Origin of the sequence: Lentzea sp., assembly GCF_036380075.1 — a bacterium.
Taxonomy (GTDB): domain Bacteria; phylum Actinomycetota; class Actinomycetes; order Mycobacteriales; family Pseudonocardiaceae; genus Lentzea.
The window spans coordinates 33,230-49,455 of the sequence record NZ_DASVFL010000406.1 but is presented as its reverse complement, the minus strand read 5'-3'; the positions used below and the strand labels follow the sequence as shown (position 1 = coordinate 49,455).

The following is a 16,226-nucleotide window of genomic DNA, read 5'->3' as shown; positions in this document are numbered from 1 at the left end:
CAGAGCCTGCTCGACTACGTGCCCGAAGGCGCCACGCACCACGGGTTCGCGGGCACGTACGCCACGCAGGAGAACTTCCGGATCATGCGGGCGGCGCTCGACGACGTGTCGAAGGAGGTCGGCCGGTACGTGCGGCTGACCAACTACGCGTCCGGGCTGTGCATGCCGGAGATCGCCGTGCTGGCCGGGCTGCAACGGCTCGACATGATGCTGAACGACTCGATGTACGGCATCCTGTTCCGCGACATCAACCCGATCCGCACGTTCGTCGACCAGCGCTTCAGCCGCCAGGTCCACGCGCGGGCCGGCATCATCATCAACACCGGCGAGGACAACTACCTCACCACCGCGGACGCCGTTGACGCCGCGCACACCGTCACGGTCTCCCAGCTGCTCAACGAGCACTTCGCCCACGAAGCGGGACTGCCCGACCACCTGCTGGGCCTCGGGCACGCGTTCGAGATCAACCCGGAGGTGCCCGACTCGTTCCGGCTGGAGCTCGCGCACGCGCTCCTCGCGCGGGAGCTGTTCCCGGACGCGCCGCTCAAGTGGATGCCGCCGACCAAGCACATGACCGGCGACGTCTTCCACGGCTACCTGCTCGACGGGTTCTTCAACCTCGCGGGTGTCCTCACCGGACAGTCCATCCTGCTCGTCGGCATGATGACCGAGGCCGTCGTGACGCCGTTCCTGTCCGACCGCGATCTCGCGCTGCGCAACGTCCGCTACGTGCTCAACGCCGCGGGCAGCCTCGCGGAGGACTTCCGGCCGGCGCCGGACGGGCTCATCGTCAAGCGGGCGCACCAGGTGCTCGGCGAGGCCGTGGACCTGCTGGGCAGGATCGTCGACGACGGGCTGCTGAACGCGATCGCCGACGGCACGTTCGGCCTGATGAAGCGCCCCGCCGACAAGGGCAAGGGCGCGGACGGCGTCGTCGAGAAGGCCGAGCAGTACTTCAACCCCGCGAGCGAGATGCTGGAGGCTCACGATGGCTGACGCGAAGAGGTACGTGCGGCCGTACGGCGACACCACCGGCGACGGCATGGTGCAGACGTCGTTCACGCTGCCGATCCCGTTCGGCCCCAAGGCGGACGGCGCGGCGCAGCAGCTCGCGAACAAGATGGGCATGGACCCCGCGATGGTGGTCCACTCGAACCCCATCGGCGACGACTTCACGTTCTTCGTCGTCTACGGCTCGGTGAAGCACCTGGTGGACCTCGACGAGGTCAAGGTCGTCGAGCGCGAGTACCCGCTGCTGTCGCCGGCCGAGGTCAACACGACGCTCAAGAAGGTGTTGCGCCGCAAGCTGGTCGTCGTCGGCGGCTGCATCGGCACGGACGCACACACCGTCGGCATCGACGCGATCCTGAACATCAAGGGGTTCGCCGGCGAGAAGGGCCTGGAGTACTACCGCGAGCTGAAGGTCGTGAACCTCGGCGCGCAGGTCAGCGTTCCGGAGCTGGTGCGCAGCGCCCGTGCGGAGAAGGCCGACGCCGTGCTGGTCTCCCAGGTCGTGACGCAGCGGGACGCGCACATCCTGAACACGCAGGAGATGTCCGCGGCGTTCCGCGAGGCGATGGGGGACAGGCGGCCGCTGCTCGTCGCCGGTGGTCCCCGCTTCGACCCGTTGATGGCGGGCGAGCTCGGGGTTGACCGGGTGTTCTCCCGGGGTACCACGCCGGGCGAGGTCGCGAGCTACTTGGTGCACGCGATGCAGGAGAAGAAGGGAGTCGCCGCGTGAGCGGGGCTTTGGTAGAGGGCTTTCAGGTGACGCACCGCCGTTACGTGCCGCACTCCCACGCGCACTACGGGGGCAACCTCGTCGACGGGGCCTACGGGCTCGGGATGTTCGGCGACGTCGCCACCGAGCTGCTGATCCACACGGACTCGGACGAGGGCCTCTTCGCGGGGTACAGCTCCGTCGAGTTCGCCGCGCCGATCCAGGCCGGCGACGTCGTGGAGGCCACGGCGACGCTCGTGCGCATCGGCAGGCGGTCGCGGGAGATCGAGTTCGAGGCGCGGGTCGTGGCGCGGTCGGCGCCCGAACGCGGGCCTTCGGCGGCCGACGTGCTGGCCGAACCGATCGTGGTGACGCGGGCGCGCGGAACCGTCGTGGCGCCGAAAGCCGCCGAATAGCAGCGAAGTCCTCGCCGCCGGGCGCGGACAGACCATTCTCCTCCCGATTCGACCGCAACCTCTCGGGCAGTCCTCCGTTGGTCAATACAGAGGTAGTGACATGTCGGGGAGGATGGACTGCAGTGAAGATCGACCACCAGGGGGACCTACCCCCGTACGAGCAGGTGCGGGTGCATTACGCGCACGCCATCTCGAACCGAGAACTGCCGGTGGGGGCCAAGCTGCCCACAGTGCGAGCCCTGGCGAAGGACCTGGGCCTGGCGGTCAACACGGTGGCGCGCGCCTACCGCGAGCTGGAGGAGGCCGGCCTCGTCGAGACGCGGGGCAGGGCGGGCACGGTGGTGAGCGCGAACGGCGACAACAACCGGGAGCGCGTCCGCGCGGCGGCGGCCCAGTACGCGGCGATGTCCGCGGAGCTGGGCCTCACCTCGCACGAGGCCCTCGACATCGTGCGCGCGGCGTTGCGTTCCTGAGGTTCTGACCGCCGGCGGGCGCCGGCCCACCGCGCCGGCGCCTGCCGGTCAGAGCGGCAGCAGGTCCCGGGCGAGGCGGTGCCTGACCTCCCACTCGCCGTCGGTACCGGTGTGGAGCGGGAAACCGCCGTCGGCGAACACGCGGTTGAGGTAGGAGACGAACGGCATCCGCCCGCCGTCCCAGCTGATCTGCCCGTCGGCGCACCCGTCCGGCAGCACGATCCCGTACGGGGCGCCTCCGCTGGTGTTCTCCTTGTGCAGCCGGTCGGGTGCCACGGCCAGCTCGTACAGGCCGTCCGGCTCCTCCTGCCACGCCGCGTGCTCCTCTTCGAGGTACCGGCGGTGGTTCCCGCCGTAGCGCGCCCCTTCGACCTCCACGACCAGTGGGTCGGCCGAGGCGGACTCGGCCCAGTGCGGGTGCGTGCCCACGAGCCACACGTCGCCGACGATCCTGACCCAGGACCGCACCGTCATGGGCACGGCGCCGAAGGTGTCCCGCATCCACGCGAGGTGCTCCTCGGCGCGGTCGGTGGGCGGCACGTGGGGCACGACCGGGGTCTGGTCGTCGTTGTTGGCGTGGAAGCGGTAGCCGTCCCCGGTGAGCCGCTCCACGACCAGCTCGACGTTGTGCCGGGCGCGCCTGGCCATCTCGTCGCACACCGCCTGAGCTTCCTCGGCCCGGTCGCCGACCGCGGCGCCGAGCTGCCGCAGCTCGTGCCACACCACGTCTCTTTGGCCACTTTCGTAGCGGGTCAGCCAGTCGGTCATGGCGACATCCTGGCCGAGTCCGCGTCAGGTGGATCTTCGGGGATGGTCCGAGCGGGTGGACATGTCCCCGGCGGCGATCACGGTGCGCATCGACGCGTGCCGCCGGCCGTCGAAGATCCCCGTCAGCGCGCTCCCGCACCGGGCCCGACGGGCAAACGCGGGTGTCAACCCACCGTTGGGTGACCTGCGGTCAACTCCGCGTATGTCTCCTTGACGACGCACTTACAGCAGCCCGCCCATCACCCGTTCGCGACCTTCCAACCTGCTGAAACGCAGCTAGGCTGCCCCGTGGACCGCGAATAACTGACTCGTCAGTCAAATTAGGAGTGAGAGAGATGGGGCGGACCGTCCGCGACGGCCTGCGACTCACAGCCGAACAGCAGCAGTTCGTCGAGCTGGCCCGGGAGTTCGCCGCCGACGAGATCCGCCCGCGTGCGCGCGCCGTCGACGAGGCCGACACCGAGTCGCCGCTCGACCTCTGGGAGAAGGCCGCGAAGCTCGGCCTGACGAGCTTCATGATCCCCGAGCGGTTCGGCGGCGGGGGAGTCACCGACCTGCTCACCCAGGTCCTCGTCCAGCAGGAGCTGTGCCACGGCGACATCGGCATCGGCAACCTGCTCACCTCCAACGGCTTCTTCAGCGCGCCGGTCGAGCACCTCGGCACGCCGGAGCAGCAGGAGCGCTTCCTCCGTCCGCTCGGGAGCCCGGTGCCGCCGATCACGGCCGTCGCCGTCACCGAGCCGGACAGCGGGTCCGACGCGGCGAGCATCCGGACCTCCGCCAGGCGCGACGGGGACGGATACGTCCTCAACGGACACAAGACCTGGATCTCGAACGCCCCCTACGCCGAGTACTTCGTCATCTTCGCGACCGTCGACCCGGCCAAGCGCGCCAAGGGCGTGACGGCGTTCGTCGTGCCGCGGGAGAAGCTCCAGGTCGGGCCGCCGTTCCGCAAGATGGGGCAGCGCGCGATCGTCAACGCCGAGGTGTTCCTCGACGACGTGCGCGTGCCCGCGGAGGACCGGCTGGGCGAGGAGGGCCAGGGGTTCGCCGGGCTGATGCGGACTTTCGACGCCTCGCGCATCCTCATCGGCGCCGCCACGACCGGGCTCGCCCGCGCCGCGCTCGACTTCGCGAACGACTACGCGCGCACCAGGACGCAGTTCGGCGTGCCGATCATCCGGCACCAGGCCGTGGCGTTCCGGCTCGCCGACATGGCCACCCGCGTCGACACGGCGCACCTGCTCGCCGTGCGCGCGGCGACGTTGTACGACGAGGGGCACCCGGTGGCGCAGGAAGCGGCGATGGCGAAGCTCGTGGGGTCGGAGAACGCCATGTGGTGCACGCACGCGGCCGTGCAGACGCTGGGCGGCTACGGCTACTCGCGCGACTACCCGGTGGAGCGCTGGATGCGCGACGCCAAGCTCGAGGAGATCGAAGAGGGCACCTCGGACATCCAGCGGCTCGTCATCTCCCGCGGCCTCGGTGCCAGATGATCTTCTCGGATCCCGCGTCCGTCGCGGTCGTCGGCGCCAGCGACGATCCCGCCAAGTGGGGCCACTGGCTCGCGCGCGGTGCTCTCGTCGGACGTGACCGCCGCACGGTGCACCTCGTGAACCACGGCGGCGGCCTGGTGCTGTCGGAGCCGACGGTGCGGTCGCTGTCGGAGATCGCCGAAGCCCCCGAACTGGTGGTGCTCGCCGTGCCCGCCGCCCACGTGCCCGCGGTCGTGGACGAGGCGCTCGCGGTGGGCGTGCGCGGGTTCGTCGGCATCACCTCCGGGATCGACGAGGCCGTCGTCCGCCGGATCCGCGAGGCCGGTGCCCGCATCCTCGGGCCGAACTGCCTGGGCGTGTTCGACGCGGCGACGTCGCTGCACCTGGCCTGGGGGCGGTTCCAGTCCGGCTCGCTCGGGGTCGTGTCGCAGAGCGGGCAGGTCGGGCTGGAGATCGGCGGGCTCGCGGCGGCGTCGGGGCTCGGCGTCTCGCGGTTCGTGTCGGTGGGCAACCAGGCGGACGTGACGGCGACGGAAGCGTTGCTGGACCTGGTGTCGCACGACATGACCACCGTCGTCGGCGTCTACCTGGAGAGCTTCGGACCCGGCATCGTGGCGGCGATGTCCGAACTGCGCGCCGCCGGGAAACCCGTGGTGCTGCTGACGGTGGGGTCTTCCACGGCCGCCCGGGAAGCCGCTCTCACGCACACCGGCGCCCTGACGTCCTCTTTGGACGTCGTGGACGCGGCCTGCCGTCGTGCCGGCGCGGTGCGGGTGGCGACTCCGGCCGCCCTGGTCGACCTGGCCGCCGTGCTGTCGTGCGGAACGCCTCGGGGCCGCCGGGTCGGCGTGATCTCCGACTCCGGTGGGCAGGGGGCGATCGCGGCGGATCTCGCTGTGGCGGCAGGCTTGTCCGTGCCCCCGCTGGCGTCCGTCGACGGGCTGCCCGCCGGGGCGTCGCGGCGGAACCCGGTCGACCTCGCCGGGGCGGGGGAACGGGACCTGGCGAACTACGCGCGCGCCGTCGAGGTGCTGGCCCGCGGGGGAGAGGTCGACACCGTCGTGCTGTCCGGCTACTTCGGCAGCTACGGCGAGGACACGCCGTCGCTGGAGTCGGCCGAGGTCTCGGTGGCGGAACGGATCTGTGCCGCGGCAAGGGAAACCGGCGTCGCCGTCGTCGTGCACAGCATGCGTCCGGACTCGGCGGCGGTCCGTGCGCTGCGGGCGGGCGGCGTGCCGGTGCAGCACACCATCGAACGGACGATGGCCGCGCTGGGCGACGCGGCCCGTCTCGGGACACCGCGAAGACCGCCCGCGCCCCGGCACCCGGCCACCGCGGTACCCCACCGGCCCGGCTACCTCGCCGCCCGCGACCTCCTGGACTTCGTCCGCTTCCCCCGGGCCCACGCCGTCACCAGCGCCGCCGAGGCCGGGTCGACGCCCCTGACCGGCCCGTACGCGCTCAAAGCCGACTGGCCGGCCCACAAGAGCGAGCAGGACGCCGTGAAGATCGACGTCACCGACCCCGCGGCCGCCTTCGAGGAGATGCACGCCAGACTTGGTCCCGGCACGTACGTCCTCGAGGAGATGGACACCCGCCAGAACGCCGTCGAGCTGATCATCGGGGCCAGGCGGGACCACTCGTTCGGCCCGGTGGTCCTGGTGGGCGCGGGCGGCATCCACGCGGAGCTGTTCAACGACACCGCGATCGAGCTCGCCCCCGTCACCCCGGCCACGGCCCACGACATGATCGAACGCCTCGTCTGCGCCCCGCTGCTGTCCGGCTGGCGCGGCGCCCCGGCCGCGGACGTGGACGCGCTGGCGGAGGTGATCGCGCGGACCTCCGAGACGATCGCGGCCAGGCCCGACCTCGCGGAGATCGAGCTCAACCCCGTGCGGGTGGGGCCGGACGGGGTGGTGGCGGTCGACGCGCTGGTGATCACGATGGACGACGCGCACCCCTTGCGCGACTCGGTAGGTTCTCCCGCAGCGACGTGAGGAGGCCCGCATGCTGGCTGTGGTGGCACTGCTGGTCTCGCTCGTCCCGCCGCCCGGACCGGTCACCGTCGACGTGACGGCGGTCAGCGGGGACGGCTGCCCGGCGGGGACGGCCAGTGTCGCCATGTCGCTCGACAACCAGGCGTTCACGGTCACCTACAGCGACTTCCTGGTGGAGAGCGGCAAGAAGAGCTGCACCATCGAGCTCCGCGTCACCCACGCGGCGGGGTACGCGTACGGCATCGCGGCCACGGACTACCGCGGGTTCGCGCACCTGACGGACAAGACGAAGGGTGTCGTGCGCAACGACTACCACTTCCCGGGCTTCCCGACGCGCCACAGCACGCACACGTTCCAGGGGCCGATGAGCGACAACTGGTCCGTCACGGACACGCCGGACTCGGTGCAGCACGGGCCGTGCAAGGAACGCAAACCGTTGGTCGTCGAGACCGAGATCAAGGTCCTCGGCAAGGGCAGCCTCATGACGATGGACTCGACCGACTCCAGCGTGAGCAGCACCTACGCGCTGTCGTGGACGAGGTGCGCGGAATAACAGTCGCGCGCTGAGCGTTGTCTGCTACAGTCGGTTCATCTCGGCGGTGCGCCAGGCGCACGTAAGTTCCGATCCGCTGCCGGACCTCTCCGAAGCTCCGCGGCGACAGCCCCCGGTTTCCGAAAGCCGGCGGTTCCGATCACCAGGTGCCCGAACCGCGGGCATCGACCAGCGCTCTCCTTCGCCACAACGCGCGGAGTCGATGAGGCGCACCTCGAACAACCCTCCTGAAAGGACAGACCCGATGAACATCGGTGTACTCGACGTACGCAACAACAAGGCATTCCTCGTCAACGGGCCGCAGGTGCCCCAGCACCTCGTGCGGCAGCACGACCTGCGGCGCGGCGACCAGATCAGCGGTGAGGCGCACGACGACAAGCTCGTCGGCGTCGACACCGTCAACGGGCGCAAGCCCCACCGGCGGCCCCGGTTCGAGGACCTGACGCCGTTGTACCCCAACGAAAGGCTGCGGCTGGAGCACGACCCGGACGACCTCACCAGCCGGGTGATCGACCTCGTCATGCCGGTCGGCAAGGGACAGCGGGCGCTCGTCGTCGCGCCGCCCAAGGCCGGCAAGACCATGGTGCTGCAACAGATCGCGCAGGCGATCGCCAAGAACGACCCCGACGTCCACCTCGTCGTCGCGCTCGTGGGGGAGCGGCCGGAGGAGGTGACGGACATGCGGGCCACGATTCCGGGCGAGATGTTCGCCTCCACGTTCGACGAGCACCCCCGCCACCACATCGCCGCGGCCGAGCTGGCGGTGGAACGGGCCAAGCGGCTCGTCGAGGACGGCCAGGACGTCGTCGTCCTGCTCGACTCGCTCACGCGCCTGGGACGGGCCTACAACCTGGCCGCTCCCAACGGCGGGCGCATCCTCAGCGGCGGCATCGACGCCGGCGCGCTCACGCCGCCGAAGAAGTTCCTCGGCGCGGCGCGCAACATCGAGGAGGGCGGCAGCCTCACGATCTTCGCCACTGCGTTGGTGGAGACCGGGTCCACGGCGGACACCGTGATCTTCGAGGAGCTCAAGAGCACCGGCAACGCCGAGCTGAAGCTCGACCGCAAGGCCGCGCAGAAGCGCGTCTTCCCCGCCGTCGACCTGCACCAGTCCAGCACGCGCAAGGCGGAGCTGCTCGTCTCGCCGCAGGAGCTCGCCATCACGGACGCCATGCGCAGGGCGATGGCCGACCGCGACGTCGACGTGCTGCTCGAAGGGCTGCGCAAGACGCGGAGCAACGCCGAGTTCCTCGTGCAGATGGCACGATAGCTTGGACCGGTGAGCTACCTCGAAGTCACGTGGACCGACCCGGCGACGCACGCCAAGGGGTACCTCGTCATCGACCGGCTCGTCCGCGGCGTGAGCAGCGGCGGTCTGCGGATGCGCGCGGGCTGCACGCTCGACGAGGTGCGCGGGCTGGCGCGGGGGATGACGGCCAAGGAGGCCCTCAACTACGACCCCGGCGCGCGGTACGTGCCGCTCGGCGGCGCCAAGGGCGGGATCGACTTCGACCCCTACGACCCGAGGGCCCAAGACGTCCTCACGGACTACCTCCACGCGATGTCGCCCTACGTCGAACGGTTCTGGACCCTGGGCGAGGACCTCGGGCTGCGGCAGTCCGCGATCGACGAGGCCATCGCGAAGATCGGGCTCCGGTCGTCGATCCAGGCGGTCTACCCGCTGCTCGACGACGAACACGAGGCCCGCCGACGACTTGCGGACGCCTTCCAGGTCACTGTGGACGGTGTCGGCCTCGACGAGCTGGTAGGCGGCTACGGCGTCGCGCAGGCCGCGCTGACCGGCATCGAACACCTCGGACTGAGCAACCCCACCGCTTTCGTGCAGGGCTTCGGCTCCATGGGTGGCGCCACGGCACGCTACCTCGCCCGGAACGGCGTGAGGGTCGTCGGCCTCGCGGACGTCCACGGCGTCGTCGCGAATCCTGACGGGCTCGACGTGGAAACCCTTCTGCTGTCCCGCGATCCGCACGGCGGCATCGACCGGACGAAGCTCCGCGACCACGACCTCCAGCTCCCCGGCGACCAGTGGCTCGACGTCGAGGCGGACGTGCTCGTCCCCGCCGCCACCAGCTACGCGATCAACGCGGACAACGCGCACCGCGTCCGGGCGAAGCTGGTCGTCGAAGCCGCCAACATGCCCGTGACCGAGGACGCGCGGCTCGACGCCGTGGTCATCCCGGACGTCGTCGCGAACTCCGCCACGAACTCCTGGTGGTGGTGGACGCTGTTCGGCGACATCGAGGCCACGGCGGAGTCGGCGTTCGCCAAGATCGCCACCACCACGCGCCGCCTCACCCGGCTGGTCCTCGCCGAGCCGTCCCCCCGCGCCGCCGCGCGCCGCATAGCGGCCGAGGCCACCGAAGAGATCGCCAGACGGTTCTAGACTTCCGGCCATGCCCGGCTTTCAGCACGAGGTCCTCATCGCGGCGCCACCAGAACGCGTCTGGGCGGTGGTCTCCGACGTCGAACGGTGGCCGGAGCACATCCCGACGGTCGACGAGGCCGAACGCCTGGACCAGGGCCCGCTCCGGGTCGGGTCCCGCACGCGCCTGAAGCAGCCCCGGTTGGCCGAGTCGGTCCTGACGGTCACCGAGCTGACCGACGGCACCTCGTTCACGTGGGTGTCGACGTCATCAGGGGTCACTGTGACGGCCGGGCACGTGGTCGAGCCGCACGCCGAGGGCAGCCGGCTGACCCTCACCCTGACCATGACCGGGGTGCTGTCCTGGCTCGGGTGGGTGATGGCCAGGTCGCTGATCAGGCGTTACGTCGAGACCGAAGGCGCGTCGATCAAGAAGGTCGCCGAGGCTCAGTCCAACGGGCCGAGCAGCCACCCTCCAGGACCGTCCAGGTCCTCCGAGTAGTAGTAGGCGCGGAGTGCGGCCAGCAGGTCGTCGGCGCCGATCAACCCGTCGCCGTCGTGGTCCAGTCGTGCGTGCGCGGCGCGCGCATCGGCGTCGACGACGTTCATCAACGCCTGGGACCACCGCACGTGCTCCTCGACGCCGATCTGGCCGTCGCCGTCGTGGTCGGCGACGGCCATCAGCGCGTCGAGGTAGGGCACGTAGACGTCGTCGAACGCCTCCGGGCGGCCCATCAGCCCTTCCGCGAACGCCGCCTTGTACTCGGACAGGCTGATCTTGCCGTCGTCGTTCGTGTCCGTCATGGCGGCGAGGTAGCCCCACACGCTCAGCAGCTGCTCGTGGAACCGCTTCGCCGGCAGGTCGTCCTCGCGCAGGCCGAACGCCGCGATCAGGCGGTCGCTCGCCAGGTCGAAGTCGGCGCGCTCGACGAACCCGTCCTGGTCGCTGTCGTAGGTGGCGAACCTGCGGCTGAGCTTGCGGTCCAGGAACGGCGTGATCTCCATGCCCCCTTGGTACCCGCTCAGCGCTTCCCGCGTCGAGCCGGGGCCCCCACGTAGTCCGCCAGGTGCTCGCCGGTGAGCGTCGAGCGGGCGGCGACCAGGTCGGCCGGGGTGCCTTCGAAGACCACCTTGCCGCCGTCGTGACCTGCGCCGGGGCCCAGGTCGATGATCCAGTCGGCGTGTGCCATCACGGCCTGGTGGTGCTCGATCACGATCACCGACTTGCCCGAGGAGACCAGGCGGTCGAGGAGGCCCAGCAGCTGTTCGACGTCGGCGAGGTGCAGGCCCGTCGTCGGCTCGTCGAGGACGTAGATGCCGCCCTTGTCCGCCATGTGCGTCGCCAGCTTCAGGCGCTGGCGCTCGCCGCCGGACAGGGTCGTCAGCGGCTGGCCGAGCGAGAGGTAGCCGAGGCCGACGTCGTTGAGGCGCTCCAGGATCGCGTGCGCGGCGGGCGTGCGGGCCTCGCCGGCGCCGAAGAACTCCACCGCCTCGGACACCGGCATCGCCAGCACCTCGGAGATGTCGCGGCCGCCGAACTTGAACTCCAGCACGGCCTGGTCGAAGCGCTTGCCCTCGCAGACGTCGCACGGCGTCTCGATCGTCGCCATGATGCCGAGGTCGGTGAACACCACGCCGGCGCCGTTGCAGTTCGGGCACGCTCCCTCGGAGTTCGCGCTGAACAGCGCCGGCTTCACGCCGTTGGCCTTGGCGAACGCCTTGCGGATCGGCTCCAGCAGACCGGTGTAGGTCGCGGGGTTGGAGCGACGTGAGCCCTTGATCGGCGTCTGGTCCACCACGATCGCACCGGCATCGCGAGGCAACGACTGGTGGATCAGCGACGACTTGCCCGAGCCCGCCACGCCCGTCACGACGGTCAGCACGCCGAGCGGGATGTCGACGTCCACGTCGCGCAGGTTGTTCGCGGACGCCCCGCGGATCTCCAGCACCCCCGACGGCGACCGCACCGCGTCCTTCAACGACGCCCGGTCGTCCAGGTGGCGCCCGGTCACGGTGTCGCTGGACCGCAACCCCTCCAGCGTGCCCTCGAAGCAGATCGTGCCGCCGTGGCGACCGGCACCGGGACCGAGGTCGACGATGTGGTCGGCGATGGCGATCGTCTCCGGCTTGTGCTCGACGACGAGGACCGTGTTCCCCTTGTCCCGCAACCGCAGCAGCAGGTTGTTCATGCGCTCGATGTCGTGCGGGTGCAGGCCGATCGTCGGCTCGTCGAACACGTACGTCACGTCGGTCAGGGCCGAACCGAGGTGCCGGATCATCTTCACGCGCTGCGCCTCACCGCCGGACAGCGTGCCGGCGGGCCGGTTCAGCGACAGGTAGCCGAGGCCGATCTCGACGAACGAGTCCAGCGTGTGCGCGAGCTTGTCCACCAGCGGCGCCACGCCCTTGTCCTTCACACCGCGGATCCACTCCGCGAGGTCGGTGATCTGCATGTCGCACAGGTCCGCGATCGACACGCCCTTGATCTTCGACGACCGGGCGGCCTCGGTCAGGCGGGTGCCGTCGCACTCGGGGCAGGTGCCGAACGTCGCCGCGCGGTCGACGAACGCGCGGATGTGCGGCTGCAGCGCCTCGCGGTCCTTCGACAGCATCGACTTCTGCAGCTTGGGGATCAGGCCCTCGTAAGTCAGGTTGATGCCGTTGACCTTGATCTTGACCGGGTCCCTGTACAGGAAGTCGTGCAGCTCCTTCTTGGAGTACTTGCCGATCGGCTTGGCCGGGTCGATGAACCCGGACTGCGCGAACGTCTGCACGGTCCACTGGTTGTCGACGTTGTAGCCGGGCACCTTGATCGCGCCCTCGAGGATCGACTTCGAGGCGTCGTAGACCTCGGTGAGGTCGATGTCGGAGACCTGGCCGCGGCCCTCGCAGCGCGGGCACATGCCGCCGGTGATGGAGAACTCGCGGCGCTCCTTGACCTTCTGGCCCGCCTTCTCGATCGTCACGGCGCCCGCGCCGGAGATCGAGGCGACGTTGAACGAGAACGCCTGCGGGCCGCCGACGTGCGGGGTGCCGAGGCGGCTGAACAGGATGCGCAGCATGGCGTGCACGTCGGTCGCGGTACCGACGGTCGACCGCGGGTCGGCGCCCATCCGCTGCTGGTCGACCAGGATCGCCGTCGTGATGCCCTCCAGCAGGTACACCTCGGGGCGCGGCAGCGTCGGCATGAAGCCCTGGATGAACGCCGAGTACGTCTCGTTGATCAGCCGTTGCGACTCCGCGGCGATGGTGCCGAACACCAGCGAGCTCTTGCCGGAGCCCGAGACACCCGTGAAGACCGTCAGCCGGCGCTTCGGGATCTCGACGTCGACGTCGCGCAGGTTGTTCACGCGCGCGCCCTGCACGCGGATCAGGTCGTGGGTGTCCGCGTCGTGCGGCGCCGGTGCTGTCCTGGTCATGGCGCAGAACCTAGCTCGGACGTCCGGGTCCTGCCTTCTTGATTCCTGATTGGTCATGCACGAATCCGGTAGTGGTAGGTGCACACCTCGCGGAACCCCGACCGCTCGTAGAGGCGGAACGCCGACACGTTCGACTTCACCATCTGCAGGTACATGTGGTTCGCCTCGCGCGAGGCAGCCCAGGTGGCCAACGCCGCGAGCACGGACCGTGCGGCTCCTCGCCCGCGTGCGTGCGGCAACGTCGCCATGCCGAACACACCGGCCCAGCCCTGTTCGTCGACGGCACGTCCCACGGCGACGACCTGGCCGTCCACCTCGGCGTGCGCGTAGGCGCTGGGGTGTTCGACGCGGCTGAGCAGGTCGCGTTCGGCACCGACGTCGCGTCCGGTCACGGCCTGCCAGGCCGCCAGCCACCCGTCGGCAGGCCGGGCGCTCACCTCACCGACGTCGGCGTGGGCCTGGCGCAGCACGTCGGCGGTCGACGCGATCTGCAACGACATGTCGTGGCTGCGCTCGTACCCGCGCCGGCAGAGGCGGTCGTCGAGGTCGTCCGCGCACACGCCCGGCGTGATCTGGAACCGCACGTCCGACCCGCGTGCCGTGCAGAACGACTCCGCCTGCGCCACCCGGTCCTCGCGGTCGTGCGGCAGCACCGACCCCACCCACCACGCGTCGCCGGGGGAATGCCGCAACCACCAGCCGCCCGCCTCCTCGACGAGCGCCGCCGGCTGGGCCCGCGCCGCGCACTCCTGCAGTGTCTTCAGCAGCACGTCGGTTCAACGGCCCCCGGACGTGGTGATCTCCATGGGTCCCTTCTACCGCATCCCGGCCGCGAGGAACACGTCTCAGCGCCTGCCCAACCCACCCAGAGCACTCGCCACGACCGCCATCCCGACCATGCTGATGATGGCCGCGACACCTCCGGTCACGGGTTTCGACAGCTGGTCGACGTGCGCGACGGGCTTCGCCACCACCGGTTGCTCCGGAGCCGGGGCGTCCGGCGTCGGGGCCGGCGGTTCCACCGGCGCGGTCACGGACGCGATCCGCACGACGGTGCTCTCGCTGACCGCCTGCCCCGCCCCCGCGCCGGACACCGTCAGCCGCGAGCTCACCGGGGCGACGACCTGGCAGGTGTAGGTGAGCCGCTCGCGCGGCTTGAGCACCGGGAACGTCCGGCGGCACGCGGTGGGCTCACCTTCGACCCGGACGTCGCGGATCTCGTACTCGGACGGGTTCCCGACGGTGATCGTCACCGTCACGACCTCGCCGTCCGGTGCCCGGTCCTTCGACCACACCGCGGAGATGGTCAGCCGCGGGTAGATCACCTTGACCTGCACGGACGCCGACGCCTCGACCTTGCCGCCGAGCTTGTCGGCCGCCGTGACGGTGGCGGTCAGCGTGCCGCTCTCGTCGCCTGCGGGAGCCGTGCAGTCGACCTTGGACGTCGCGCCGGGGTCAAGTTGGCCCTGCATCGCCGCGCATCCCGCGGCGGCGCGCGCGTTGAGGCTGAACAGTGGTGTGTCGCCGGTGTTCGTGACGGTGGTGGAGAACGTGACCGCCTGGCCGGGCAGCGCGGTCAGCGGGTCCGCGGCCGCGGTGGCTTTCAGCGCCGGGTGCAGCACGTCGACCGTCGAGGTCCTGCTGGTCGCGAGCACGTCACCGGCCAGGCTGGCGCCGCTGACCGCGACGGTGGCCGGGTAGTCGGCCTCCAGAGCCGTCGACGAGCACGTGCGCGTCGCCTTGGCCCGTGCGGCGATCGTGCCGACGGACTGGCCGCACACCAGGACGTCCGCCGCGGGCGCGTCGCCGACGTTGGTGACCGTCGCGGTCTGCTGTACCGCGCCCTTCGGGTGGGCGGCGGGTTTCTCCGGGTCGACGGCGAGGGTGAGCTCGGGAAGCGGGAACGACCACGCGACGCTCTGCACCAGGAACGCGTCGTCGTCCCGCTTGAACGCCAGCTCGGCGCTCTTGGTGCCGGGCTTCAGCACGTCGTCGTCCAACGTCAGCGTGCGCGCGTCGACGCTCATGTTGTTGGGGTGCGCGGCGCCCTGGGCGGACGACGTGAAGGCGTTGCGGCCACCGACGGACGTGCCGTTGACGAGCAGTTGGTCGCCCTCGCTCGCCCAGTCGCCCTCGTAGGCCGTGAACCCGAGCCGGACGCTGCCGCCCGCGGGGTGGGTGGGGGCGATCGGCGTGCGCAGCGACGGGAGCCTGGTGGGCAGGCGGACGTGGCCGCCGTGCACCGCGACGTGGCGCTTGGCAGGGGCGGCCGGGGTGGCGTTCGCGAACTTCCACACGACGGTCAGCGACCAGCCGCCGAAGCAGTCGAACCCCTGCGGCGTCCAGACGTTGCCGACGGTCACCGTGCCGGCCCGCACCAGCCGCGTGACGTCGGCCTCCGCGCTGTAGAAGGCGTTGTCGGTGCTCGTCAGCTCGTCAGGGGAGTCGGCGTGGAACTCGCCGGGGCTCACGGTCGTGCCGTTGAACGTCACCGGGTCCCGCGGGCTCCCGGGCGGTGCGGCCGCGTCGCGGCACGAGGAGTTGCCCGCCCAGCCGAGCTTGGCGTACGCCACCGTCGCGCCCGCCGGGTAGGAGAGCTGCGCGCTGGAGGAGTTGAACGTCGCGGGGACGCCGTCCACGTCGGCCCACGACATGCGGTGCGCGTTGTTCTGCGCCGACGGCCCGCGACCCCTGCGGTCCAGCGCGTCCACACAGGACTGCGGCGGGTACTTCGGGTGCGGACCGGCCTGCTCCGGCGTCGGGCAGGTCAGGACGGAGTTGCCGACGACCGCGACGTCCCCGTACACCGCCTCGTCGAACTGGGTGCGCCACACCTCGGCCGCGGCCACCGGGGGACCCGGCGTGAGGAGCGGAACGAGCAGCACCACGGCGATGAGGATCGGTACACGCATGCCACGCCTTCCGGTCGGGTCGGCACAGGTTGGCACGCGTCGCCGTGCTTGTCACCGACGGTGGACCGCACCGTCCTCACTCTCCGTCG

At 70.7% G+C, this 16,226-nt stretch carries 14 protein-coding genes and 1 pseudogene; 10 read left to right on the top strand and 5 right to left on the bottom strand.

The window, feature by feature from the left end; translation table 11 throughout:
• From VF330_RS41965 to VF330_RS41950, 4 genes are all read left to right on the top strand, one after another.
• The coding region (locus tag VF330_RS41965) for a lysine 5,6-aminomutase subunit alpha TIM-barrel domain-containing protein (protein WP_330857337.1) at window positions 1-996 on the top strand (996 nt) is incomplete at its 5' end.
• Window positions 989-1,741, top strand: coding sequence for an OAM dimerization domain-containing protein (locus tag VF330_RS41960; protein WP_330857336.1), 753 nt, complete (start codon window positions 989-991; stop codon window positions 1,739-1,741). The genes VF330_RS41965 and VF330_RS41960, both read left to right, overlap by 8 nt.
• Window positions 1,742-1,767: 26 nt before the next feature.
• Window positions 1,768-2,136, top strand: a complete 369-nt coding sequence (locus VF330_RS41955) for a hotdog domain-containing protein (RefSeq protein WP_330857335.1) — start codon at window positions 1,768-1,770, stop codon at window positions 2,134-2,136.
• Window positions 2,137-2,258: 122 nt separating this feature from the next.
• Window positions 2,259-2,609, top strand: a complete 351-nt coding sequence (locus tag VF330_RS41950) for a GntR family transcriptional regulator (RefSeq protein WP_330857334.1) — start codon at window positions 2,259-2,261, stop codon at window positions 2,607-2,609.
• Between the two features lie 48 nt (window positions 2,610-2,657).
• On the opposite strand, the gene VF330_RS41945 is transcribed toward VF330_RS41950, so the two are convergent.
• Complete coding sequence (locus VF330_RS41945) at window positions 2,658-3,377, bottom strand: hypothetical protein (protein ID WP_330857333.1); 720 nt, start codon at window positions 3,375-3,377, stop codon at window positions 2,658-2,660.
• A gap of 335 nt (window positions 3,378-3,712) precedes the next feature.
• Here VF330_RS41945 and VF330_RS41940 point away from each other — a divergent pair, with 335 nt between their 5' ends.
• The 6 genes and pseudogenes from VF330_RS41940 (at window position 3,713) to VF330_RS41915 (ending at window position 10,308) form a co-directional block, all read left to right on the top strand.
• Window positions 3,713-4,873, top strand: a complete 1,161-nt coding sequence (locus VF330_RS41940; protein WP_330857332.1) for an acyl-CoA dehydrogenase family protein — start codon at window positions 3,713-3,715, stop codon at window positions 4,871-4,873.
• Window positions 4,870-6,870 (top strand): acetate--CoA ligase family protein, encoded by a 2,001-nt coding sequence (locus VF330_RS41935; RefSeq protein ID WP_330857331.1) that lies wholly within the window; start codon window positions 4,870-4,872, stop codon window positions 6,868-6,870. The genes VF330_RS41940 and VF330_RS41935 overlap by 4 nt, the downstream gene beginning before the upstream one ends.
• Before the next feature lie 10 nt (window positions 6,871-6,880).
• On the top strand, window positions 6,881-7,423 hold the full coding sequence (locus VF330_RS41930) for a DUF4360 domain-containing protein (protein WP_330857330.1): 543 nt from the start codon (window positions 6,881-6,883) through the stop codon (window positions 7,421-7,423).
• A gap of 253 nt (window positions 7,424-7,676) precedes the next feature.
• Window positions 7,677-8,693, top strand: a pseudogene (gene rho / locus VF330_RS41925) (transcription termination factor Rho); the annotation flags it as partial.
• 9 nt (window positions 8,694-8,702) lie between these two features.
• Window positions 8,703-9,827: a Glu/Leu/Phe/Val dehydrogenase dimerization domain-containing protein gene (locus VF330_RS41920; RefSeq protein WP_330857329.1), complete on the top strand. Its 1,125-nt coding sequence runs from the start codon at window positions 8,703-8,705 to the stop codon at window positions 9,825-9,827.
• 10 nt (window positions 9,828-9,837) lie between these two features.
• On the top strand, window positions 9,838-10,308 hold the full coding sequence (locus VF330_RS41915; RefSeq protein ID WP_330857328.1) for an SRPBCC family protein: 471 nt from the start codon (window positions 9,838-9,840) through the stop codon (window positions 10,306-10,308).
• Here VF330_RS41915 and VF330_RS41910 read toward each other — a convergent pair.
• The 4 genes from VF330_RS41910 to VF330_RS41895 form a co-directional block, all read right to left on the bottom strand.
• Window positions 10,254-10,811 (bottom strand): EF-hand domain-containing protein, encoded by a 558-nt coding sequence (locus VF330_RS41910; RefSeq protein ID WP_330857327.1) that lies wholly within the window; start codon window positions 10,809-10,811, stop codon window positions 10,254-10,256. The two genes, VF330_RS41915 and VF330_RS41910, sit on opposite strands and share 55 nt — an antisense overlap.
• A 17-nt stretch (window positions 10,812-10,828) precedes the next feature.
• The gene (locus VF330_RS41905; RefSeq protein WP_330857326.1) at window positions 10,829-13,225 is read right to left on the bottom strand and encodes an excinuclease ABC subunit UvrA; all 2,397 of its coding nucleotides are present in this window, start codon (window positions 13,223-13,225) and stop codon (window positions 10,829-10,831) included.
• 53 nt (window positions 13,226-13,278) lie between these two features.
• Window positions 13,279-13,995 carry a GNAT family N-acetyltransferase gene (locus VF330_RS41900; protein WP_330857325.1) on the bottom strand — a complete coding sequence of 239 codons (717 nt, stop codon included), beginning with the start codon at window positions 13,993-13,995 and terminating at the stop codon, window positions 13,279-13,281.
• A 75-nt stretch (window positions 13,996-14,070) separates the two neighbouring features.
• Window positions 14,071-16,137 carry a hypothetical protein gene (locus tag VF330_RS41895; RefSeq protein ID WP_330857324.1) on the bottom strand — a complete coding sequence of 689 codons (2,067 nt, stop codon included), beginning with the start codon at window positions 16,135-16,137 and terminating at the stop codon, window positions 14,071-14,073.
• Between the last annotated feature and the right edge of the window lie 89 nt (window positions 16,138-16,226).